Origin of the sequence: Micromonospora sp. L5 (assembly GCF_000177655.2) — a bacterium.
GTDB lineage: Bacteria > Actinomycetota > Actinomycetes > Mycobacteriales > Micromonosporaceae > Micromonospora > Micromonospora aurantiaca.
This window is the reverse complement of record NC_014815.1, coordinates 5,066,880-5,088,154: the sequence shown is the minus strand read 5'-3', so window position 1 is coordinate 5,088,154 and position 21,275 is coordinate 5,066,880. Positions and strand designations below refer to the sequence as shown.

The following is a 21,275-nucleotide window of genomic DNA, read 5'->3' as shown; positions in this document are numbered from 1 at the left end:
CAACGGCCCCCCGCGTACGGGGCAGCGCGGCCCCCGGCTCGTCGGTAACGTCGGCGCGGTGAGCCGGACACGCAGCGCCACCGAGCCGACACCTCCGTCCCGTCACCGATGGGTCCGGTGGACGCTCGCGGTGCTCCTCCTCGCGTCGGCGGGGTGCGGGAGGGGGTTCGGGGAGGAGAGCGGCGACGCGCTGGCGCGTGACACCGCGGCGGCGGAGGCGAAGCAGCTCAACACGGAGCTGGGTCACCGCAACCGGGCGCGGGACGCCGGGTCGATCGCAGCGGCCGAGATCGTCCAGGAGCCGACGGACGCCGCGTCCGGCGGCGGTGCGACAGTCCGGCGGGAGGCGCTGGCCTGGTCCGGGCGCACCGCCGGGAACGAGCGGGCCACCGTCGACGTGCGGTTCGTGGTGACGGTGCCGGAGCAGCCGCCGGTGTCGATCGGTGGCGCGAGCAACAGCGCCGGTGAGGCCACGCGCTGCTACCGCTACGAGTTCGAGCTCTACCGCTACACGACGTACCACGAGATCGACTGTCCGAGCGGCCCCGCTCCCTCGCCGCCCACCGCCGCGCCGGTGCCGAGGGTGCCCGAGGACGGGCGGCAGCGGCTCACCGCCGTGCTGCGCACCGCCACCCCGGACACGCTTGCGGGCGCGGTGCGGGCGGCCTTCCCACAGGACTGGATCAGCGTCGACACGACAGTGCACGAGGGCGCGCTCGTCGCCGCCGTCGGCGTACCCGCCGAGCGGGACTGTCTCCTGCTCGTCCGCACGCCGGCCGGGAAGATCGAGAGTCCCGGGTACGACCGGATCTGGCTGGAGCCGGGCGAGACCGGCTGCCGGACCGCCCTCTACGTGGCGCCGCCGCGCTGACGTACCGGTTTGCCGCGCGGCCGCCGGGGCACCTGACGGTCATGACTGATCCGGAGCAGTTCCAGCGGCAGCAGGAGGGCGCGCTCGAGCGCGGGCAGGTGTTCCAGGACGCCGAGGGGCGGCGTACCCGGGATCCGGGCGCCGGGGCGGAGAACGCGGAGAGTGAGGCCGACCGCAACGCCGAGCGCCTGGCGCGCGGCGAGGTGGGCCCGGGCGTCCCGGAGGACTGACGCGCCGGGCCGATGTCAATGTAGCGTTGACGGGTGACCCTGGACCGCCTGTCCGAAGTCGCCGCGGCCCGGGTCCGGCTGGACGACCGCGAGCTGGACCTGATCGACCGGGCCCGGCATGACGGCGCCACCTGGGCCGACGTCGCGCGGGCGCTGGGCCTGGGCAGCCGGCAGGCCGCCGAGCAGCGCCGGCAACGCCTCGTGGCGGCCCGGCGGACCCGCCTGGCCCGGCTCGACCCGGGCGGCTCCCCCGAACTGCCCGTGCTGCGGGCGGCAGTCACCGACCTGCACCGCTGGATCGAGACGGACCGCGCGTGGGACGGGCGCTTCGCCCGCGCGGCGTTGACGCGCCGCACCTGCGCGCTCGCGCTGGACGTCCCCGCCGGGCCGCTGTACGCGCTGGCCGCGCACCTCGCCGACGACCTGGCCGGGGCGGGGCGGCGGCTGCCCGCTCCGGCACGCGACGCCGCCCGGCGCATCGCCGCCGCGCTGTCAACATTGCATTGACGTACGCCCAAGGCATTGCCCCGCGGCGGCTCAACTCCGGAGGATGTGAGTCCACCAGACTCAATCTCTCGGGGGATCCATGCGCCGCAACGCCGTCCTGTTCGTGGCCGTCTCGCTGCTGTCCGGCCTCGGCGGCAGCGCCATGGCCCTGGTCTCCGGCATCTGGATCCTCGATCTCACCGGTTCCACCGGGCTCGCCGCGCTGGCCGGGCTCTGCGTCTACGCCCCGACGCTGGCCGGACCGTGGCTCGGCGGCCTGCTCGACCGGGTGCCCCGGCGTCCCCTGGTGATCGGTGTCGACCTCGCGCTCGCCGCCGCGCTGCTGAGCCTGCTGGCGGTGCGAGGGCCCGGCGAGGCGTGGCTGATCTACGCCGTCTCGCTCGCCTACGGCATCGGCTACGTGCTCGTCGACGCCGGCGAGACCGCGTTGCTGCCCGCCGCGCTCCCCCCGGCCCGGCTGGCCGACGTCAACGGCTGGCGGTCGAGCGCACAGGAGGGCATGAAGCTGGTGGCGCCGCTGGCCGGGGCGGGCCTGTACGCGTGGCGGGGCGGGCACGTCGTCGCGGTGCTCGCCGCCGCCGTACCGGTGCTCGCGGCCGCCCTGTACGGCGCGTTGCGCCTGACGCGGACCGCCGCCGCTCCCCCGGCCGCACGCCCGGCGCGGGTGCGGGACGGCCTCGCCGCGCTGCTGGCCCGGCGGGCGGTACGCGTACCCGTGGCGCTCGCGGCGGTGTCCATCGCGATGTCCGGGTTCACCACCGCAGCGCTGTACGACGTGGTGGTGACGGACCTGGCGCTGCCGTCGACGTTCCTCGGTGTGCTGGCGAGCGCGCAGGGCGGCGGGTCACTGCTCGCCGGGCTCGTCGTCGGCCGGCTCGTCCGTCGCCACGGCGAGATCACGGTCGGTGCCGCGGGCGCGGTCCTGTTCGCCGCCGGCTGTCTGGGGCGCTGCCTGCCCTGGTGGCCGGGCACTGTGGCCGCCTCGGTCGTCGTCGGTGTGGGTCTGCCGTGGACGCTCGTCGCGGCGGTCACCGCCGTGCAGACGTACACGCCGCAGGCGATGCTCGGGCGGGTCGCCGGGACCGCGAACACCGCGATGTTCGGCCCGATCACGCTGGCCATCCCGCTCGGGTCGGCGGCGGTCGCGGTCGGCGGCCGGCCGCCGCTGGTGCTCGCCGCGGTGGCGTGCCTGGCCGCGGCACTGGCGGCGGCCGTCCGGCCGCGTCGTCAACCGGCGGCCGGCGGGCCGGACAGGTGGCGGATCAGCTCCGGCCGGGAACGCAGCCGCAGCTTCCGGTAGACGTTGCCGAGGTGGTACTCGACGGTCTTCGGTGACAGGAAGACCCGGGCCGCGATCTCCCGGTTCGTCAGGCCCTCCGCCACGTGCAGGGCGATCAGGCGTTCCTGGCCGGTCAGCCGGTCGACGGTCCGGTCGCCGGGCTCGGGCGGCCGCCGGCCGGTGGCGTCGATCTCGGTGCGGCACCGCCGCGCCCAGCCCTGTGCGCCGAGCGCCTCGAACAACCGCAGCGCGGCGTGCAACTGGACCCGCGCGTCCCGGCGACGGCGGGCCCGGCGCAGCCGCTGCCCGTAGCTCAGCAGCGTCCGGGCCCGTTCCAGCGGGACGACGGCGGGATCACACCGGGCCAGCGCCGCCGCGAAGACCTCGTCCAGGTCCGGTTCGCCGGCGAGCAGGCCCTCGACGCGCGCGGAGGCGGCGCGGGCGGCGGCACCACCCGTACCGGCCAGGTCGCGCAACCGCCGTGCCGACCGCTGCGGGTCGGACAGGTGCGCGTACGCCTCGGCCAGCTCGGCCGCGACGGGCAGCCACCCCGGTTCGGCGATGCCGCCGTCGCGCTGGGCCCGGCGGACCCGTTCCAGCTCGGTCACGGCGTCGTGCCAGCGCGCGCCCACCACCGCCGCGATCCCGGTGGCGTAGCGGAGCCGGACCTCGATCTCCCGGAACTCGCCCGGCAGGAGACGACGGGCGTCCTCGACGTGCGCGAGCGCCTCCGGCTCCTCGCCGAGCAGCGCCTCCACCAGGGCCAGCACGGCCAGCGCCTCCGCCCGCAGCACCGGAAGCGCCACCTGCTCGGCGATCCGGACCGCCTCGGCGGCGGCCTGGTAGGCCGCGTGCAGCCGGCCGGTGCGCCACTCCAGCCCGGCGAGCCGGGGCAGGGCGTACGCCAGCAGGAACACGTCGTCGGTGGCGCGGGCCCGGTCGATCTCCGGTTCCAGCAGCGCACGCGCGGTGTCGTGGTCCCCGATCCAGCAGAACACCTCGGCCAGCTCCGCCGCCGAGCCGTCGGCGTGGCCGGCGCAGGCGGTGACCAGGGCACGGGCCGACGCGACCCCCTCGGGCAGCCCGGCCAGCACCTGCGCCGCGGCCAGCCGGATCGGCCCCTTCGGCCAGGTCGCGCCGGCGTCCGCGGCGGCCAGCTCGGCCACCCGCGCGCACAGCGGCACCATGCCGGTGACGTCCAGCCGCGCCCAGAACTGGTTGACGCGGGCGCTCATCAGCCGGGCCGCGCCGAGCGGATCCGCTTGCGCGTACGCCTGCGCGTCGGCCAGGTACGCCTCGGCGCCCTCCGTGTCACAGTGCTGCTGCGCCAGGTGGGCGAGCAACGGCTTGACCCGGCAACGCAGGTCGGCGCGCCGGGTCAGCCCGATCGCCTCCTCCCCCAGCGTGATCGCGTGCCGGCTCGCGCCCGCGTTGGCCCAGGCGCGGGACGCGGCGGCGAGCCGGGACGCGCGTACGTCCGGGTCCGGTGTGAGACGGGCGGACCGCTCGTACGCGCGCGCCTCGGCCACCACGCCGCCCCGGCGTTGCGCCCGCTCGGCGGAGTCGGCCAGCAACGCGGCGACGCCCTCGTCGGGCACTGTGGTGGCGGCCGCGAGATGCCAGGCCCGGCGGTCGGCGGTGTCGTCGCCGGTGAGCGCCGCGGCCACCGCCAGGTGGGCGGCCCGCCGCCGGCCGGGGCCGGCGACCGAGTGCACAGCGGCGCGGGTCAGCGGGTGGCGGAACGTCACCTCGCGATCGGTCACCCGGATCAGCCCGGCGTCGACCGCCGGGTCCAGCACGCCCAGGCGCAGCCCGTCCGCCGCCAGGATCCGCTCCAGCAGCGCCGGGGTGGTGGCCTCGGTGACCGCGCAGGCGACGAGCGCGCGCCAGGTGTCGTCGGGGAGCCCGCGGGCGTGCGCCAGGATGGTCATCTCGATGCGTTCGACGAGCACGAGAGGCTCCCGCAGCGGCAGCCACCCGTTGCGGTGCTCCTCGGACAGCGTCGCCGGCAGTTCGGTCAGCGCGAGCGGGTTGCCGGCGGTGGCCGCCGCCAGGTCGGCGGCGACCCGTGGGTCCAGGCCGGCGCGCATGGCGAGCCGGATCGCGTCGTCCCGCGGCAGACCGGTCAGCGGCAGCTCCGGCAGGCCGGACGCGGGGAACGCGGGGGCGTCGCGGGCCGCGAAGACGACGGCGACCCGGTCCGCGAGCAGCCGCCGGGCGGTGAACAGCAGCGCCTCCGCCGAGGCCGGGTCGATCCAGTGCGCGTCGTCGACCAGGCAGAGCACCGGCGTGTCCTCGGCCGCCGTCGTGAGCAGGCTCAGCGTCGCCACGTACGCGGCGAGCCGGTTGACCGGACGGGAGCCGCCACCGATGGCGAAGACGGTACGCAGCGCGTCGGCCTGCTGCGCGGGCAGATCGCCGAGCCGGTGCAGCAGCGGGCGCGCCAGTTGGTGCAGCGCGGAGAACGGCAGTTCCGCCTCGAACGGGGCGCCGGTGGCGCGCAGCACCCGCATCCCGGTGGACCGGGCGGCGCAGTGCTCCAGCAGCGCCGTCTTGCCGACGCCCGCCGCGCCGCGCACCACCAGGGCGCCGCCGTGACCGTCGACCGCGTCGGCCAGCAGCGCACCGAGCCGCCGGCACTCGTCGGCGCGCCCGAGCAGGGCGTCCCCGCCGGTGTCCGTGGCCGTGCCGACGGCACCGGCCGGCGCCGGACCACTGCCCATGACCGCACGCTAGCCGCCGGCGTCGTCCGGGCGGGCGGGCGCGACGCGAACCCGACAGGAGGCTCGCGCGGCCTCGTCGACTAGGAGGAACCCGGATCCGGTGGCCGTCGTGGATCCCTAGCGTCGTCCCCAGTCGTCCGGCCGGTGACCACCGGCGCATCCGGGACGGCGACACGACTCCGAGGGGAGACACCATGATCGGGAAGAGAGCCGCCGGGGTGCTGGCGGCGGGACTGCTCGCCACCGGGCTCGGGGTGGCGTCCGGCCCGCCGGCGCAGGCCGCGACCGGCCACTACGCCATCGTCAACTACGGCAGCGGCAAGTGCCTGGAGGTGGACCGGTCCGGCGCCCCGTCGTCGCTCGGCGGCCGGGTCGTGCAGCGCACCTGCGACGGCCAGGCCGTGCAGCGCTGGTCGCCGGTGGGCAGGGACACCTACACGTTCGTCAACCAGTTCAGCGGCATGTGCGTGGACGTCCGCAACGGGGTGAACGCCGACGGCACGCCGTTGCAGCAGTGGGCCTGCACCGGCACGTCGAGCATGAAGTGGACGGTCGACCCGAACTCCTTCGCGGGGGTGCACCAGATCAAGTCGCAGATCGGCGGCCGGTGCATGGACGTGCGGGGCGGATCGGACGCCGACGGCGCGACCGTCCAGATCTACCGCTGCACCGGTTTCGGCAACCCGGCCCAGGTCTGGTCGTTCTCGGCCGTCTGACCGGCGCGGGTGCGGCCCGTCCCCAGGGGTGAGGGGGACGGGCCGCACGATCGTCAGCGCCAGGTGTCGCTGACGGCCCGGGTGCCGCCGGCCGGCGTGGTGAACGTCCGGTTCGCGCCGGACTCCCAGATCACCGTGCCGTCCGGGTTCTTCTTGACGTACTTGTACTCGACAGCGGTGTTCGCGGGCAGGTCGACCGTGGCCCGCCAGACCGGATAGGCGGCGGGCGAGAGGGCGACGGCGGCGGACGGGTTCCAGCCGCCGAGCGCCGGGACGTTGCCGACCACGAACACGTTCTGTCCGTAGACGGTGGTCGCGGTGACGGAGAACGTGGTGGCCACAGCCGTGCTGACGGTGTCGCCGCGGAACGTCTCGGTCACCGCGTACGTGCCGGTGGCCGGCGTGGTGAGCGTCCGGTTCGCGCCGGACTCCCAGGTGACCGCACCGGCGGTGGTCAGCTTGACGAACTTGAACTCCACGCCGGTGGACCGGGGCAGGCTGACGGTGGCGCGGTAGGTGCCGCCGCCCTGCGCGGCGAGCTTGACGCCGTTCGCGGGCGTCCACGAGCCCAGCTCGGGGATGCTGCCGACGACGTAGACGTCCTGCCCGGCGGCCAGGTTCGCGGCGACGGTGAACGTGGTGGCGATCCGGTCACCCGGGCTGACCGTGGGGGACGCGGTCGGGGAGGCCGTCGGCGACACGGTCGGGGAGGCGGTCGGGGACGGGCTGGCACCCGGCCGGGCGTTCACGTGGATCGCGACCGCGTCGTTGGCCGGGAGGGTCACCGTGGCCCGGCCGCCGGACACGGTCACCGTGGAGCCGGTGCAGCCGCTGCCGGTGGCGACGCCGGAGATGACGTCGCAGTACCGGCCGTCGGCGAGCCCGGTGACGAAGGTGGCGGTGGTGGCCGAGCCGGAGTCGTTGACGCCGATCCAGGCCCGGTCGCCCCGGTGGAAGCCGATCACGTTGCTGTTCACTGTGGTGAAGTCCGAGACGGTCTTCACCGGCCGGGCGGCGTTGGCCCAGCCGACCATGCCCTTGACGCCGGTGGTGCGGCTCAGGCAGTTCCAGGCGGCGCCGCAGGTCGTGTCGGTGACCCGTCCGGTGCCGTCGTGCGGCGGGGACTGGTTGCGGTTGGACCAGGTGAAGCTGTCGTAGACCGACGGCTTGCCGTGCGGGTAGGCCAGCGCGAAGTAGTTCGCCAGCACGTAGTCGGTGCCGTTCTTGTACGACAGCACCACACCGTCGCGCTCCAGGTCGTGGTTGGTGACCATGGCGAAGACGTTGGCGCTCGGCGCGTCGAGGTTCCAGTTCGGCACGTTCGCCAGCGCCGAGATCGAGCCCTGGAACGCCGAGCGGATGCCCTTGGCGTACGCGAAGTCGAGCACGTCGCCGTTGCCGATGTACGCCCGGGCCTGCAACGCGGGATTACTGGCGCCGTCGAAGATCTCCTGCGCGACGTACGGACGCCGGCCCTCGGCGACGGTGTTGTTCAGCTTGCCCAGGATGGCCGCGAAGTCGTCCTTGCGGATGTGCTTGACCGCGTCGACCCGGAAGCCGTCGACGCCGAGCCCGATCAGGTCGTTGAGGTAGCCCGCGATCTTGTTGCGGACCGCTTCCTTCTCGGTGTAGAGGTCGGACAGCGACAGCAGCTCGCAGCTGGTCACCTGGGCCTCGTTGTTCCAGTCGCTGATCGCGCCGCCGGTCGGGCAGTTGTCGCCGGGGCGGTGGAAGTCGCCGGCGCCGTACGGCACGGCCGGGTAGCTGTAGCCGGAGAACTCGGTGCCGGCGTAGCCGCGCGTGCCGGCCGGGTTGTTGGTGCCGGCCATGTGGTTGACGACCGCGTCGACGTAGACGCGCACACCGGCGTTGTGGCACGCGGTGACCATGGCGGCGAACTGCTGGCGGTTGCCGAACCGGCTGTCCAGCTTGTACGACACCGGCTGGTACACCTCGTACCAGGGGTAGGCGCCGTCGGCGCTGGCGGGCAGCTTCACCGACTCCTGCGGCGGCGCCACCTGCACCGCGCCGTAGCCGGCCGGTCCGAGGTGGTCGGTGCAGGCGGCGGCGACCGAGTTCCAGTTCCATTCCCAGAGGTTGGCGGTCACCTCGCTGTCGTTCAGGACGACGGCGGCGCGGGCGGGGGTGGGGGTGGTGGTGGCAGCGGCGACGGCGACCGTGCCGCCGGCCGCGACGAGCGCGGCGGCGAGCAGCAGGCGACCGGCGCGGCCACGGGGGTGTGGCCTGGCGGATTGCATGGTCGGGGGACCTCTTCCGTGGGTTCGAAAGGGTGAGCGGGGGTGGGGCGGCCGTCCCGGGTAGCGAACACCATGCGCCATCCATGAAAGTCTTTGCAAGAGCTTGCGGCAAAGTTTTCGAAACCAGCAGGCAACACGAGTGGGCTCGGATTCCCGGCCACCAGCGGCGATCCACGCTGGACCGGACGATCGGGCGCCGGAGGCGATTCCCGCCGCTCGGGACGGGACGACCCGCTTCGCGGGACGATCGCAACTTCCGAGCAGATTTTCCAACGTTTGCGGGCCGGGTGCGCCCGGCACCCGCCGGACACGGACGAGCCCCGGCCCGTCGCGTCGACGGACCGGGGCTCGCTCAGATGTGACGGATCAGGCCAGGTCGAAGCGGTCCAGCTCCATGACCTTCGTCCAGGCGGCGACGAAGTCGCGGACGAACTTCTCCCGCGCGTCGTCGCTGGCGTAGACCTCGGCGAGCGCCCGCAGCTGCGAGTTGGAGCCGAAGATGAGGTCGACCGCCGTGGCGGTCCACTTCACCTGGTCGGTCGCCAGGTCGCGGATCTCGTACACGTGCTCCTCGGACTCCGCCGCCTTCCACCGGGTGCCCGGGGAGAGGAGGTTGACGAAGAAGTCGTTGGTGAGCACGCCCGGCCGGTCGGTGAGCACGCCGTGCGCGGCGCCGCCGACGTTGTTGCCGAGCGCGCGCAGGCCGCCGACCAGGACGGTCATCTCCGGCGCGGTCAGGTTCAGCATGTACGCGCGGTCGACGAGCAGCACCTCCGGCTGGGTCTTCTCGCCCTGCCGCAGGTAGTTGCGGAACCCGTCGGCGCGCGGCTCCATCACCCGGAACGACTCGACGTCGGTCTGCTCCTGCGTGGCGTCGGTACGACCCGGGTGGAACGGCACAGTCACCTCGACGCCGGCGTCGCGCGCCGCCTGCTCGACAGCGGCCGAGCCGGCCAGCACGATCAGGTCAGCGAGCGAGATCTGGGCGCCGCCGGCGGCGTTGAACTCCTGCTGGATGCCCTCCAGGGTGGCCAGCACGGTGGCGAGCTGCTCGGGCTGGTTGACCTCCCAGTTGCGCTGCGGCTCCAGCCGGATCCGCGCGCCGTTGGCGCCACCGCGCTTGTCGGTGGAGCGGTAGCTCGCGGCCGAGGCCCAGGCGGTGGAGACGAGCTGGGCGGTGGTGAGGCCGGACTCCAGCACCTTCGCCTTGAGCGCGGCGACGTCGGCGTCGTTCACCAGGTCGTGCGCGGCGGCCGGCACCGGGTCCTGCCAGAGCTGGGCCTCGGGCACCCACGGGCCGAGGAAGCGGCTGACCGGGCCCATGTCACGGTGCAGCAGCTTGTACCAGGCCTTGGCGAACGCCAGCGCGAACTCGTCCGGGTTCTCCAGGAAGCGGCGGGAGATCTTCTCGTACGCCGGGTCCACGCGCAGCGACAGGTCGGTCGTGAGCATGGTCGGCTTGTGCTTCTTCGACGGGTCGTGGGCGTCCGGGATGATCGCCTCGGCGTCCTTGGCCACCCACTGCTTGGCGCCACCGGGGCTGGTGGTCAGCTCCCACTCGTAGCCGAAGAGGATCTCGAAGAAGCGGTTGCTCCACTCGGTCGGCTTGTCGGTCCAGGTGACCTCGAGGCCGCTGGTAATCGTGTCGCCGCCCTTGCCCTCGCCGTACGTGCTCAGCCAGCCCAGGCCCTGCGCCTCCAGCGGCGCGGCCTCCGGCTCGGGGCCGACGTGCCGGTCGGCGGGGCCGGCGCCGTGGGTCTTGCCGAACGTGTGGCCGCCGGCGATCAGCGCGACGGTCTCCTCGTCGTTCATCGCCATCCGGCGGAACGTCTCGCGGATGAAGTGCGCCGCGGCGAGCGGGTCGGCGTTGCCGCGCGGGCCCTCCGGGTTGACGTAGATCAGACCCATCTCGGTCGCGCCGACGCCGGCCACCATGTCCTTCTCGGAGGCGTAGCGCTCGTCGCCCAGCCAGGTGTCCTCGGGGCCCCAGAAGATCTCCTCCGGCTCCCAGACGTCCTCACGGCCGAAGCCGAAGCCGAAGGTCTTGAAGCCCATCGACTCCAGGGACACGTTGCCGGCGAGCACCAGCAGGTCGGCCCAGGAGATCTTCTGGCCGTACTTCTGCTTGACCGGCCAGAGCAGCCGGCGGGCCTTGTCCAGGTTGGCGTTGTCCGGCCAGCTGTTCAGCGGGGCGAAGCGCTGCCCGCCGTCGCCGGCGCCACCGCGGCCGTCCTCGATGCGGTAGGTGCCCGCGGCGTGCCAGCTCATCCGGATCATCAGGCCGCCGTAGTGGCCGAAGTCGGCCGGCCACCAGTCCTGCGAGGTGGTGAGGACCTCGGTGATGTCCCGCTTGAGCGCCTCGACGTCGAGCTTGGCGAACTCCTTGGCGTAGCTGAACTCCGGGCCCAGCGGGTTACCCTTGGACGAGTGGGCGTGCAGCACCGACAGGTCGAGCTGGTTGGGCCACCAGTCGCGGTTGCTGCGCGGACGACCGCCGGTCTTCGGGGTCGGCGAGTCGATCGCCGGGTTCTCGCTCTCGCTGCCGTGCGCGGTCACGGAGTCGTGCGCGACCGGGCAGCCGGCCGCCTCCTTGGCGTCCACGCCCTGCGGGCTGACGGGCCGGTTGTCCTGGGTGTCGCTCATCTGCTTCCTTCCGAACTGGCGGATCACTGGGCGGTGCGGTCGGCCGCGCAGCCGGGGCAGGTGCCCCAGTAGACGACCTCCGCCTCGTCCACCACGAAGCCGTGGTCGTCGGAGGCGGTGAGACAGGGGGCGCGGCCGACGGCGCACTCGACGTCGGCGATGGCGCCGCAGGAACGGCACACGACGTGGTGGTGGTTGTCTCCCACCCGCGACTCGTAGCGGGCCGTGGCGCCGGCCGGCTGGATGCGCCGGATCAGCCCGGCGTCGGTGAGTGCCCGGAGCACATCGTAGACCGCCTGGTGGGACACGGTGGGCTGCTCGGCGCGGACCAGGGCGATCACCGTGTCGGTGTCGACGTGCGGGTGGTCGCGCAGCGCGGCCAGCACCGCCACGCGGGGCCGGGTCACCCGCAACGAGACCGCCCGGAGCTGCGTCTCGAAGTCGGCCGTCATGCGACGACCTTAGTCCGGTCTTTTGGAATGAATCAAGTTTTTGCCCAGGTGTGTCGGCCGTCACACCAGCAGGGTCCAGGCGCACGAAACGGGGGTGCCGCGCGCCTCGCGCGCGGCACCCCCTCCCCGGAGAAGGGCTCAGGCGGCGGAACAGCTCGCCGTCGGTGTGTTGCTGTTGCCGTTCTTGTAGAGCGTGATGCCGAAGTTGTTGCCGTTGCCGTTCGGGCGCGCGGTGAGCGTGCCGCTGGTGCCGCTGATCGAGGCGTTCCAGCTGTTCTGCAGGCTCTGCCCGCCCTGGGTCTGGATGTTGACCACCCAGTTGCTGGTGCCGCTGACCGAGAAGGTCACGTTGAACCGGTCGCCCCACTCCTCGGCCCGGTTCACGCTGACCGTGCAGCCACCGTTGTTCGGCGGCGGGGTGGTCGGGTTGCCACCGCCGGTCCCGCCGATCGTGATGTTGGAGTTGCCGCTGCTCTGGTAGCCCTCGGTGGCCAGGATCTGGTAGTCGTGCGATCCGAGGTTCATGCCGTAGCGCGACCAGGCGTCGAAGTGGGTGCCGGCGGTGATGGTGCCGCCCACGCGCTTCGACTGGCGGACGCTCCAGTACTGGTAGAACGTCCGGGTGCCCTCGATCGAGGGGGCGTTGACCCGCTGGGTGCGGTAGATGTCGTACGTGCCGCCGTCGGAGGACACCGAGCCCATGTAGCCGCTGCCCGGCGGGCGCCAGCTGCCCCAGCTGTCCACGATGTAGTACTCGACGAGCGGGTTGCGCGTCCAGCCGTAGAGCGTCAGGTACGCGTTGCCGGACGGGTTGAAGCTGCCGGAGTAGCTGACCGTGCGGCGGCCGCCCGGGTTCCAGCCCTTGCCGGCGACGAAGTTGTTGATGTTGCTCCACTGGGTGCTGTACTGACCACCGTTGCCCATGGTCATGGAGACGTTGCCACTGTCCTTCCAGAAGGAATAGAAGTAGCCGTTGTTGGTGCCGGTGGAGTTCGACGTGACGGTGGTGTCGGCGTAGGCCGGACCTGACGCGACGGCCGTCGCCCCGGCGGCGATCAGCGCCACGGCGCAGGCGCCGCCGAGGACCATCCTGAGGCGTCCGCGCCTGCGGATGCCCGTACGGACGGGGGCGTCTTTCATGGACGGGTTTCCTCCCTGTGACGGCTGGCGGGCGGCCAGCTTCCGGTGGCGCGAGCCGCGGGTGCTCGCCCGCCCGCGGACGGCGGGACCGGGGCGACAGCCGCGCCACGGGTGGTGGTCGGACATCGACGTCAATCGAGATACGCCGATGGCCACAGTATTGGAGGCCCGGTTCATCCTGTCAACAAGTTCCGGAAATGTTGTGGTAACCGCCGTCCGGCCCTGAACGGCCGATACGGCTGCCGGAAAGGGCCTCGGATCAGCATCGACATGTCGACTAAGGGCGCCCGACCGCCATTGAAGGCGACTGGATTCCGAAACTTTTCGGACCTGTTCCGGATCAACACTGCCCCTGCTGCTCGGCGCGCGCGAGCGGGCGGGGCCGGGCCGGACAGTCCACATTTGACGGCTCGCCGGTCGGTCGGTTCAATGACGGCCGGACCGGAGCCGGACCCGATTCCGGCCGGGTGAACCGAGGACGTCGCGCACCCGTCCGGCGTACGTCATCACCGGAAGGACCGCCCTGTGACACCCGATGCCCCCGGCGCGCCCCCGCGGCCGCGCCGGATCCCGCGCGGCGTGGTCGCCGCCGGCGCCGCCGGGCTGGCGGCGCTGAGCCTGGTGGTCGCCGCCCTCAGCGGGAGCGTCGCCGCCGCCCGCGACGACGAGCCGGCCGCCCGGACCGTCTCCGCCGAGCACCTGACCGCAATCCGCACCGCGGCCCGGTCCTGCCCCGCGCTGACCCCGGCGCGGCTGGCCGGGCAGCTGATGGCCGAGTCGGGTCTGGACGCGCGGGCCGAGCGGACCGCGTCCGGCGGCCGGGGCCTGGCCGGGCTGGACGACGAGCGGTGGCGGACCTGGGCGCCGTGGCCGGACGCGCAGCGCACCGACAGCGCCGCCAACATCCTCGCGCTCGCCCACCACATGTGCGACCTGGCCGGGCAGGTGCGCGCGGCTGCCGTCCCCGGCGACCCGTGGCGGCTGTCGCTCGCCGCGTTCCACACCGGGTTCGAGGAGGTACGCGCCGCCGAGGGGGTGCCCTCGACGGCGGTCCCGTACGTCGACGAGGCAAGCCGGTACGCCGCCTACTACGGCCGGCAGGACGGTTTCGCCGAGACCGGCCCGGCGAACCGCGAGAGCGAACGCCGGCAGCCCAAGGCGGTCCCCGCCGCGTACGTCCGCCTCGTGGTGCGGGCCGGCTCGGTGTGCCCGCAGGTGCCGCCGGCCGCTGTCGCCGCGCAGCTGATGGCCTCCTCCGGTTTCGACCCGAACCTGCTCGGCGACGGCGGCCGCAAGGGCATCGCCCAGTTCCGGCCCGAGCTGTGGCGTGCGTACGGCCCGTCCGGCGCCTCGCCGTGGGATCCGCAGGCGGCGGTACCGGCGGCCGGCGCCACGCTCTGCGCGCTGCGGCGCGAACTGGCCGCGCTCGACGGCGACCCGGACCTGCTGGCGCTGGCGGCGTACCGCGACGGGACCGACGAAGTGCGCCACACCGGCGGCGACTTCGACGCCAGGACGCAGGAGTTCCTGCGCACGGTCCGGGAGTTCACCGACTTCTACGCCCTCGACGGCCGGCTGCGGGGCACGCCGGTGACTTCCGGCACGCCGTCGCCCGGCACCCGGACGCCGAAGCCGCCGGCCTCGTCGGCCGCGCGCCCGTCCACGTCGTCGCCGGCAGCGGGCACGTCGAAGGAGCCGGAGAAGCCGGCCGCACCGGTCCGCCCGGCCGGCGCGAAGCAACTCGTCGGCAAGGAGACCGGCCTGTGCGCGAGCGGCGGCAGCGGGGACGGCGTACGCGTCGTGCTGCGGGCCTGCCGGGAGGAGCGCTCCCAGTGGTGGACGTTCGCGTCCGACGGCAGCGTCCGGGTCGAGGGCGGCCTCTGCCTGGACGTGGCCTGGGGCGAGAAGCGCGACGGCGTACCGGTGCAGACGGCGTGGTGCAGCGGCAACCCGGCGCAGAAGTGGGAGTGGATCGAGAGCCAGGGCCGGCGGTCGCTGTTCAACCGGGCCACCGACCGCTGCCTGGACGTCGACGGGCACGCCGCGGGCGCACCGCTGAACGCCTGGACCTGCGTGTTCAACGTGAAACAGACCTGGTCGCTGCGCTAGCCGCGCGACCGGTCCGGCCGGCCGGACCGGATCAGGGATTCGAGCCCACGGCCAGCCCGAGCACCCCGCAGCAGGCCACGCCGACGACGGCCAGCAGGACCAGCATGACGCTGTAGTTGGACCACATGCCGAACCGGGTGACGTCGGTGCCGTAGCCGTCGTACACCCGGTTGCGCCACCCGCCGAAGCGGAACGCGAGGTGGTGCGCGGCCCCCGGCTGCACCGCGAGCGTCGTGGTGACGATCGGGACACCCATGAAGTCGGTGTACCGGATGTCGTGCGCGCCGGCCGGCACCGCGACGTGCCATGTCCCCTCGCCGGGGATAGCGACCACCTGACGGTCGATCTTGAAGCGGCTGGTCGCCGGCACGGGGATCAGATACGGCCCGCGGTTCACCGAGACGACGAGCACGCCGCAGCCGGGCGGCGGGGTGATCGGGTGCGGGTAGGCGACCAGCGGGCTGACGCCGCCGGGCATCGGCGGGTACGGCTGCGAGGGGAGGTAGGACACGGCTGGATTCTGGCACGGCCGTGCCAACCGTCGATCCCCGCCGGTCAGCCCGCGCCGGGCGCTCCGGCGTCGGCCAGCAGCCGCTGTCGCATCAGGAACTTGCGGACCTTCCCGGTCGGCCCCATGACCACGTCGTCGTCGGGGACCGTCACCACCCGGCGCAGCGTCGCGGCCACCGCCGGCCCCAGCGCGGCCCGGACCCGGCCGGTACGGTCGGCTGCCGGATCGGCGTCGGCGGTGAGCAGGAGCAGCACGTCGGTCACAGTCGTGCCGTCCTCCCCCGCCGCCGCGAGGACGGTGCAGTCGCGGACGTCCGGGCAGTGCCGGAGGATGCGCTCCTCGGACAGCGCGGTGTACAGCCAGGTGCCGCCGCCCAGGTCGACCGCGTCGCTGGCCCGGTCGACGTGGTGGTAGTCGCCGGCCGCGTCGCGGTACATCAGGTCACCGGTCAGGTAGTAGCCGCCCAGCCGCGTCCGGTACGTGGTGACCGAGTCGTTCCAGTAGCCGAGCGCCAGCGTCGGCGACTTCAGGCCGACGTGCCCCACCTGCCCCGGCGGGACCTCCTCGCCGGTGTCCACGTCGAGCAGCGCGATCTCGGCGAACGGGTACGGCCTGCCGACGCAGCGGTCGTAGCGGTCACTGCCCAGCCGGTGGGTGATCCGGAACGCGCCGTGCCCCATCTCGGTGGAGCCGAGCATGTCGACGAACTTGGAGCCCGGGACGTCGACCATGCCGTCGCGGGTGTACGCGGGGTGGCTGCCGACGGCGACCAGCCGGCGTACGTGCGCCTCGTGCGCGCAGTCACCGGTGTTGAACCAGTTGCGCACCGAGCTGAGGTCGCGGGTGGTCAGGTCGACCCGGGCCAGCTCCGACCAGGTCACCGCGAAGCCGAAGACGCCGGTGGGACGCCACCGCTCGATCGCGTCCAGGATCGTCTCCGCGCTGCGCTCGAACGGGCCGCCCTGCGCGGACAGGCACAGCAGCTGGTAGCCGTTGCAGAGCGCCTGGTTGAGCGTGATGATGCCGGCGGCGTGCGCGGCCGGCAGCGCGGACATCTCCCGCACCTCGCCGTACGGCCGGGACTCGGTGAGGCGGACCGCGCGGATCGCGGCGAACAGGCCGTGGTGCGAGTGGACGATCGCCGCCGGCACCCGGGTGGTGCCCGAGGAGTGGGTGATGACCACCGGTTCCTCGGGGTGGTGCCGGTGGTGCGGCGGCGCCTGCGCCGGGTCGCCGGTGCCGGTCTGCGCCGCGTCGCCGAGGATCTCCACGCCGAGGTCGTGCCCGGCCAGCGCGGCGTGGTCGGCGTCGACCACCACGCCGGCCCCGCGCAGCCGCCTGATGAACTCGGCGGCCAGCGGGACCGGCATGTTGCCGTTCATCAGCGCCGGGATCGCGCCGAGCCAGGTCAGCGCCAGGAAGTTGAGGAACACGTCGGGCGCGGAGGTCACGTACACCGCGATCGGGTCGGCCCGGCGGACGCCGCGCGCCCGGAACCAGGCGGCCCGGGCCGCGACCCGGTCGGTGAGCGTGGCCAGCGACAGCGGCGTCCAGGCGGGGATGCCGTCGACGTCGGCGTCGAACGTCACCCGGGGCATGTCCATGTCGGCGCCGTGCTCGGCCAGCCTGAGCAGCACGTTGCCCGCGCCCAGCTCCATGTCGGCCGCCAGCGTCGCCCGGAAGTTGTCGGCACCCAACGAGTGGCCTCCTCAGCTGACACGCGTCACGGCCGCGCCCCGTACCGGCCGCCGAGCGGGGACACGATCAGGCTAGAGCGCCCGCCACGCTGAGACAATGGTCGATGTACGGACGGTCAGGAGACCTCGCGGTTGAACAGGTGCGACGACCAGAACAGACTGGCGGCGGCCAGCCCGGACATGATCAGCGCGCCCTGCCACACCACGGTCTGGGTGATCTGGCCGGCGAACAGCGCGCGCATGCCGTCGGTGGCCCAGGCGAACGGGTTCCACACCGCGACCCGCTGGATCCACATCGGCGCCAGCACGAGCGGGATGAGCACGCCGGCGAGCAGCGACACCGGCTGCCCGACGGTGTTCACCAGCACGCCGAGGCTGTTCTCGTTGCGCACCAGCAACGCGATGTCGTACGAGATCGAGGTGCTGAGCAGCACCATCACCGACAGCAGCGCGTACGACACCAGCAGGTTCGCCAGGTGCACCCGCAGGCCGAACGGCAGCGCCACGAGCGTGACCACGACGGCCTGCACCACGTTGAGGCACACGTGCATCAGCGCCCGGCCCAGCAGCAGGCCGGTCCGGCTCACCGGCGTCACCCGGCACCTGTCGATGATGCCCGCCCGCAGCGCGCTGAGCAGCCCGTAACCGGCGAACAGGCCACCGAACAGGCCCATCGCCACGAACAGGCCGGGCACGTAGATCCGGTACGCGTCGGCGTAGGACGCGGCGCCCCGGTCGACCATCACCACCTTGAGGAACGGCGCGAAGAGGATCAGGTAGGTGATCGGCTGGGCCAGGCTGAACGCGACCATCACCGGGTTGCGCACCATCAGGCCGGCCTCCTGCTGGAAGATCAGCCAGGTGTCGCGGACGAGTTTCACGCCGTACTCCTCTCGGCGTCCGGTCACTCGGCGAGCGACCGGCCGGTCTTGGCCAGGAACACGTCGTCGAGGCTGGGCCGGCGGGCCTCGATCGCGCCGGGCTCGATGCCCCTGTCGTAGAGCGCCCGCATGATCTGCGGGATGGCGGTGGCGGCGCTGTCCACGTAGAGCCGCAGCGTGCCGTCGACCGGCTCGGCCGCGTGCACGTACGGCGCCTCGGCCAGCAGCTTCGTCGCTGCCGGCAGGTCGCCGCCGGTCTCGCCCGCGACGTCGGCGGCGGCGAAGTCGATCGCGACCACGTCACCGGAGATCTCGCGTTTGAGCGCCGACGGGGTGCCCTCGGCCACGATCCGCCCGGCGTCGATGATCGAGACCCGGTCGCAGAGGCTGTCGGCCTCGTCCAGGTAGTGCGTGGTGAGGAAGATGGTCATGCCCTCCTCGCGCAGCCGCCGTACCTCCTGCCACATCCGGACCCGGCTGGGCGGGTCGAGCCCGGCGGTGGGCTCGTCCAGGAACATGACCTGCGGCGAGTGGATGACACCCAGTGCCACGTCGAGACGGCGGCGCTGCCCGCCCGAGTACGTCTTGATCTTGCGGTCGGCGAAGTCGTCGAGCTGGAACGCGCGGATCGCCCCGGCTGCCAGTTCCTGCGCCACCGACTTGGACAGGCCGTGCATCCGGGCCTGGAGCACCAGGTCCCGGCGGGCGGTGGAGTCGTCGTAGGTGCCGCTGGCCTGCGCCACGAAGCCGATCCGCCGCCGGACCTGCGCGGGCGCGCGCAGCAGATCGACACCGGCGATGGTGGCCGCTCCCCCGCTGGGCCGGATCAGCGTCGCGAGCATCCGCAGCGTGGTGGACTTACCGGCGCCGTTCGGGCCGAGGAACCCGACGATCTCGCCTCGGCGTACCGCGAAGTCGACGCCGCGTACCGCGTCGACTGTGGTGGCGCCGCGCCCACGCCCGACCCGGAAGGACTTGCGTAGGCCGGTGGCCTCGATCATCGAGCCTCCTCGTGCGGCACGACGCCTGCGCGGGTGCGTCAGGTCAGGCTAGTTCGGCCCCGACTGTTGGACAACGGTCGATGCGTCAGGCGTCGGGAGCCGTCCGTGCCAACGCGGCGAGGTGCGCCGCCGCCGCGCGGGCGCCGCCGGCCGCCGCGAACGACTCCCCCACCCGGCGCGCGCCCGCCCGGTACGCGGGCTCGTCGAGCACCGCGCTCAGCGCGGCGGTCAGCTCCGCCGGGGTCGCCGATCCGAAGGAGACCTCCAGGCCGGCGCCGGCCCGGCGCACCTGACGCGCCACCGCCGGGTGGTCGTGCCGGATCGGCGCGACCACCACCGGCACGCCGTGTGCCAGCGCCTCGGAGACGGTGCCCAGGCCACCGTGGGACACCAGCGCGTCCAGCCGGGGCATCAGCTCCAGCACCGGCACCCGGGGCGCGACCAGCACGTGCGGCGGCGGGTCGGGCACCAGGCCGGGGGCGGCGGTGAGGATCACCTGGACCCGGTCGGCGAGCGGCGCGGTCGCCGCCGTCATCCGCAGGTAGAAGTCGGCTGCGAGGTGCTCGGCCATCGTCCCGACCGTGACCAGCACGTGCCGGCGGCCGGGATCCCACGCGTCCCAGGCGAACGCGGGCGCGTTCGGCCGCCGTCCCAGCGCCGGCCCGGTGAGCACGCAGCCCGGCGGCAGCGGCGCCGGGCCGGTCAGCGCCGTGGTGGTCAGCCCGATCACGAGGTACGGCGAGAAGCGCAGGTCGATCGTCTCGTCCACCGGTACGTCGGTCATCGCCCACACCCGGCGGACCTGGGCGCGTACCCAGTCAGTGAACTCGGGCATCTCCCCGGTCGGCGGCGTCAGCTCCAGCATGCCGACGCAGAACGTCGCCCACGGCAGCCCGCGCCGGTGCGCGGCGAGCGCGCCGGCCAGCGCGTACTGGTCGGCCACCACCACGTCCGGCCGGTACCGCTCGACCGCCGAGTCGGCGGCGTCGCGGATGAACCGGTTGGCGGGCAGCACGTGCCCCTCCCAGAGGCTGCGCACGGAGTCCGGCCCGGACGCGCCGTCGGGGCGGTAGTAGCGCTTGCCGGTCGGGAACAGCGTGGCGTCCGGGCCGACCAGCGGACGCAGGTCGCTGCGCGGCCCGACCCAGGCCACCTCGTGCCCGGCCGCCTCCAGTTGCTGGGCGATGGCGACCGGGGCGTGCAGATGGGACTCCACCGGCAGCACGACGAAGAGGAAGCGAGCCACGTCGATATGATCGCACGCGCGTTGACATCCATCGGCGTCACTGATCTGATCCGTGGCGTGACGGTACGCGTATGACGGCGATCGACGCCGTCTCGGTGTTCCTGCCGCAGCGCCGGGTGCCGGTCGAGAGCCTGGCCGCGCCGCTGGGCCTGACCGACATGCAGGTCCGCCTGTTCCGCCGCTTCCACGGCCTGACCGAGGTCCGTCGCGACCCCGGGCTGTCCCTGACCGACCTGCTGCTGCACGCGGCGGCCGGCCTCACCGCGCTTCCCGCGCTACGGCAGCGCGTGCGGTTCGTGGTGTACGGGCGGGCGTTCCCGGTGGTCACCCCCTATCCGGTCAACCCGCTGCACGAGGTGTGCCGCACGCTCGGGCTGGGCCACGCACTCGCGTTCACGCTCACCCAGCAGTCCTGCGCCAGCGCGCTGGCCGCGATCGACGTGGCCGGGCGGCTGCTCGCGTCCGAACCGGACACGCCCGACGGCCCGCCGCTCGCGCTGGTGCTCACCGGGGAGAAGGCGTTCACCCGCGACGCCCAGTTCATCCCCGAGACGTCGGTGTTCAGCGAGGGCTCCTCGGCCTGCCTGCTCAGCGCCGGAGGCGGCCGGGACCGGCTCCTCGCGTACGCCTGCCACCAGCGGGGCGAGTTCGACGTGGCCGGCGGCGAGTCCCCGGCACGGTTCCAGCGGGCGTACCGGCCGGCGCTGGCCGAGGTGATCGGCCGCGCGCTGGACCGGGCCGGGACGGCGCTGTCCGAGCTGCGGCTGGTGCTGCCGCACAACGTCAACCTGATGACCTGGAAGCGGCTGTGCCGGCTGATCGGGCTGCCGCTGGACCGGGTGCTGCTGGACAACGTGACCGAGACCGGGCACGTGTTCTGCGCCGACGCGTTCGTGAACTACCGCACCGCCCAGGAGCGCGACCTGCTCCGGCCGGGTGACCGCTACCTGGTCGCGGCGGTGGGCGCCGGGGACGGCGCGACGTTCGCCGCCATGGTGTTCGAGCACTGAC

17 protein-coding genes are annotated in these 21,275 nt (G+C 73.6%); 7 read left to right on the top strand and 10 right to left on the bottom strand.

From position 1 onward, the window contains the following. Window positions 1–58: 58 nt before the first annotated feature. The 4 genes from ML5_RS23430 to ML5_RS23415 all read left to right on the top strand — a co-directional run bounded on the left by ML5_RS23430 (window position 59) and on the right by ML5_RS23415 (window position 2,908). Entirely contained in the window at window positions 59–871 is an 813-nt protein-coding gene (locus ML5_RS23430) for a hypothetical protein (RefSeq protein ID WP_236619277.1), read from the top strand. Between the two features lie 41 nt (window positions 872–912). Further along, on the top strand, window positions 913–1,101 hold the full coding sequence (locus ML5_RS33200; protein WP_013286843.1) for a hypothetical protein: 189 nt from the start codon (window positions 913–915) through the stop codon (window positions 1,099–1,101). 33 nt (window positions 1,102–1,134) lie between these two features. Beyond that, a complete protein-coding gene (locus ML5_RS23420; RefSeq protein WP_013476430.1) occupies window positions 1,135–1,608 on the top strand; it encodes a hypothetical protein in 474 nt (157 codons plus the stop codon). 79 nt (window positions 1,609–1,687) lie between these two features. Then, window positions 1,688–2,908: an MFS transporter gene (locus tag ML5_RS23415; RefSeq protein WP_013476429.1), complete on the top strand. Its 1,221-nt coding sequence runs from the start codon at window positions 1,688–1,690 to the stop codon at window positions 2,906–2,908. Here the strand turns inward: ML5_RS23415 and ML5_RS23410 are convergent. Beyond that, window positions 2,836–5,610 carry a LuxR family transcriptional regulator gene (locus tag ML5_RS23410; protein WP_013476428.1) on the bottom strand — a complete coding sequence of 925 codons (2,775 nt, stop codon included), beginning with the start codon at window positions 5,608–5,610 and terminating at the stop codon, window positions 2,836–2,838. The genes ML5_RS23415 and ML5_RS23410 overlap by 73 nt on opposite strands. Window positions 5,611–5,804: 194 nt before the next feature. Between ML5_RS23410 and ML5_RS23405 the strand changes: the two genes are divergently transcribed. Beyond that, entirely contained in the window at window positions 5,805–6,326 is a 522-nt protein-coding gene (locus ML5_RS23405) for an RICIN domain-containing protein (protein WP_013476427.1), read from the top strand. Window positions 6,327–6,379: 53 nt separating this feature from the next. Here the strand turns inward: ML5_RS23405 and ML5_RS23400 are convergent, their stop codons facing one another. The 4 genes from ML5_RS23400 to ML5_RS23385 all read right to left on the bottom strand — a co-directional run bounded on the left by ML5_RS23400 (window position 6,380) and on the right by ML5_RS23385 (window position 12,819). Beyond that, window positions 6,380–8,584 (bottom strand): carbohydrate-binding module family 20 domain-containing protein, encoded by a 2,205-nt coding sequence (locus ML5_RS23400; RefSeq protein WP_013286849.1) that lies wholly within the window; start codon window positions 8,582–8,584, stop codon window positions 6,380–6,382. A 366-nt stretch (window positions 8,585–8,950) separates the two neighbouring features. Continuing rightward, window positions 8,951–11,227, bottom strand: coding sequence for a catalase/peroxidase HPI (katG, locus tag ML5_RS23395; RefSeq protein WP_013476426.1), 2,277 nt, complete (start codon window positions 11,225–11,227; stop codon window positions 8,951–8,953). Between the two features lie 23 nt (window positions 11,228–11,250). After that, window positions 11,251–11,679, bottom strand: coding sequence for a Fur family transcriptional regulator (locus tag ML5_RS23390; RefSeq protein ID WP_013286851.1), 429 nt, complete (start codon window positions 11,677–11,679; stop codon window positions 11,251–11,253). Window positions 11,680–11,817: 138 nt separating this feature from the next. Further along, window positions 11,818–12,819 (bottom strand): glycoside hydrolase family 11 protein, encoded by a 1,002-nt coding sequence (locus ML5_RS23385; protein WP_013476425.1) that lies wholly within the window; start codon window positions 12,817–12,819, stop codon window positions 11,818–11,820. Window positions 12,820–13,344: 525 nt separating this feature from the next. Here ML5_RS23385 and ML5_RS23380 point away from each other — a divergent pair. After that, window positions 13,345–14,928 (top strand): ricin-type beta-trefoil lectin domain protein, encoded by a 1,584-nt coding sequence (locus ML5_RS23380; RefSeq protein ID WP_013476424.1) that lies wholly within the window; start codon window positions 13,345–13,347, stop codon window positions 14,926–14,928. Window positions 14,929–14,959: 31 nt separating this feature from the next. Here ML5_RS23380 and ML5_RS23375 read toward each other — a convergent pair whose 3' ends face one another. The 5 genes from ML5_RS23375 to ML5_RS23355 all read right to left on the bottom strand — a co-directional run bounded on the left by ML5_RS23375 (window position 14,960) and on the right by ML5_RS23355 (window position 20,264). Next, window positions 14,960–15,439, bottom strand: coding sequence for a hypothetical protein (locus ML5_RS23375; protein WP_013476423.1), 480 nt, complete (start codon window positions 15,437–15,439; stop codon window positions 14,960–14,962). 44 nt (window positions 15,440–15,483) lie between these two features. Beyond that, window positions 15,484–17,136, bottom strand: a complete 1,653-nt coding sequence (locus tag ML5_RS23370; protein WP_013476422.1) for a class I adenylate-forming enzyme family protein — start codon at window positions 17,134–17,136, stop codon at window positions 15,484–15,486. A 116-nt stretch (window positions 17,137–17,252) separates the two neighbouring features. Then, window positions 17,253–18,017 (bottom strand): ABC transporter permease, encoded by a 765-nt coding sequence (locus tag ML5_RS23365; RefSeq protein ID WP_013476421.1) that lies wholly within the window; start codon window positions 18,015–18,017, stop codon window positions 17,253–17,255. 23 nt (window positions 18,018–18,040) lie between these two features. Next, entirely contained in the window at window positions 18,041–19,018 is a 978-nt protein-coding gene (locus ML5_RS23360) for a daunorubicin resistance protein DrrA family ABC transporter ATP-binding protein (RefSeq protein ID WP_013286857.1), read from the bottom strand. A gap of 85 nt (window positions 19,019–19,103) precedes the next feature. Next, window positions 19,104–20,264: a glycosyltransferase gene (locus tag ML5_RS23355; RefSeq protein ID WP_013476420.1), complete on the bottom strand. Its 1,161-nt coding sequence runs from the start codon at window positions 20,262–20,264 to the stop codon at window positions 19,104–19,106. A 71-nt stretch (window positions 20,265–20,335) separates the two neighbouring features. On the opposite strand from ML5_RS23355, the gene ML5_RS23350 reads away from it, so the two are divergent. Beyond that, window positions 20,336–21,274 (top strand): 3-oxoacyl-[acyl-carrier-protein] synthase III C-terminal domain-containing protein, encoded by a 939-nt coding sequence (locus ML5_RS23350; protein WP_013476419.1) that lies wholly within the window; start codon window positions 20,336–20,338, stop codon window positions 21,272–21,274. Window position 21,275 lies beyond the last annotated feature (1 nt).

Bases quoted from the DNA above. Each gene is read 5' to 3' on its own strand.
- ML5_RS23405 (WP_013476427.1), top strand. From the start codon at position 5,805: ATGATCGGGAAGAGAGCCGCCGGGGTGCTGGCGGCGGGACTGCTCGCC.
- ML5_RS33200 (WP_013286843.1), top strand. From the start codon at position 913: ATGACTGATCCGGAGCAGTTCCAGCGGCAGCAGGAGGGCGCGCTCGAG.
- ML5_RS23410 (WP_013476428.1), bottom strand. From the start codon at position 5,610: ATGGGCAGTGGTCCGGCGCCGGCCGGTGCCGTCGGCACGGCCACGGAC.
- katG (WP_013476426.1), bottom strand. From the start codon at position 11,227: ATGAGCGACACCCAGGACAACCGGCCCGTCAGCCCGCAGGGCGTGGAC.
- ML5_RS23400 (WP_013286849.1), bottom strand. From the start codon at position 8,584: ATGCAATCCGCCAGGCCACACCCCCGTGGCCGCGCCGGTCGCCTGCTG.
- ML5_RS23415 (WP_013476429.1), top strand. From the start codon at position 1,688: ATGCGCCGCAACGCCGTCCTGTTCGTGGCCGTCTCGCTGCTGTCCGGC.
- ML5_RS23385 (WP_013476425.1), bottom strand. From the start codon at position 12,819: ATGAAAGACGCCCCCGTCCGTACGGGCATCCGCAGGCGCGGACGCCTC.
- ML5_RS23390 (WP_013286851.1), bottom strand. From the start codon at position 11,679: ATGACGGCCGACTTCGAGACGCAGCTCCGGGCGGTCTCGTTGCGGGTG.
- ML5_RS23350 (WP_013476419.1), top strand. From the start codon at position 20,336: ATGACGGCGATCGACGCCGTCTCGGTGTTCCTGCCGCAGCGCCGGGTG.
- ML5_RS23360 (WP_013286857.1), bottom strand. From the start codon at position 19,018: ATGATCGAGGCCACCGGCCTACGCAAGTCCTTCCGGGTCGGGCGTGGG.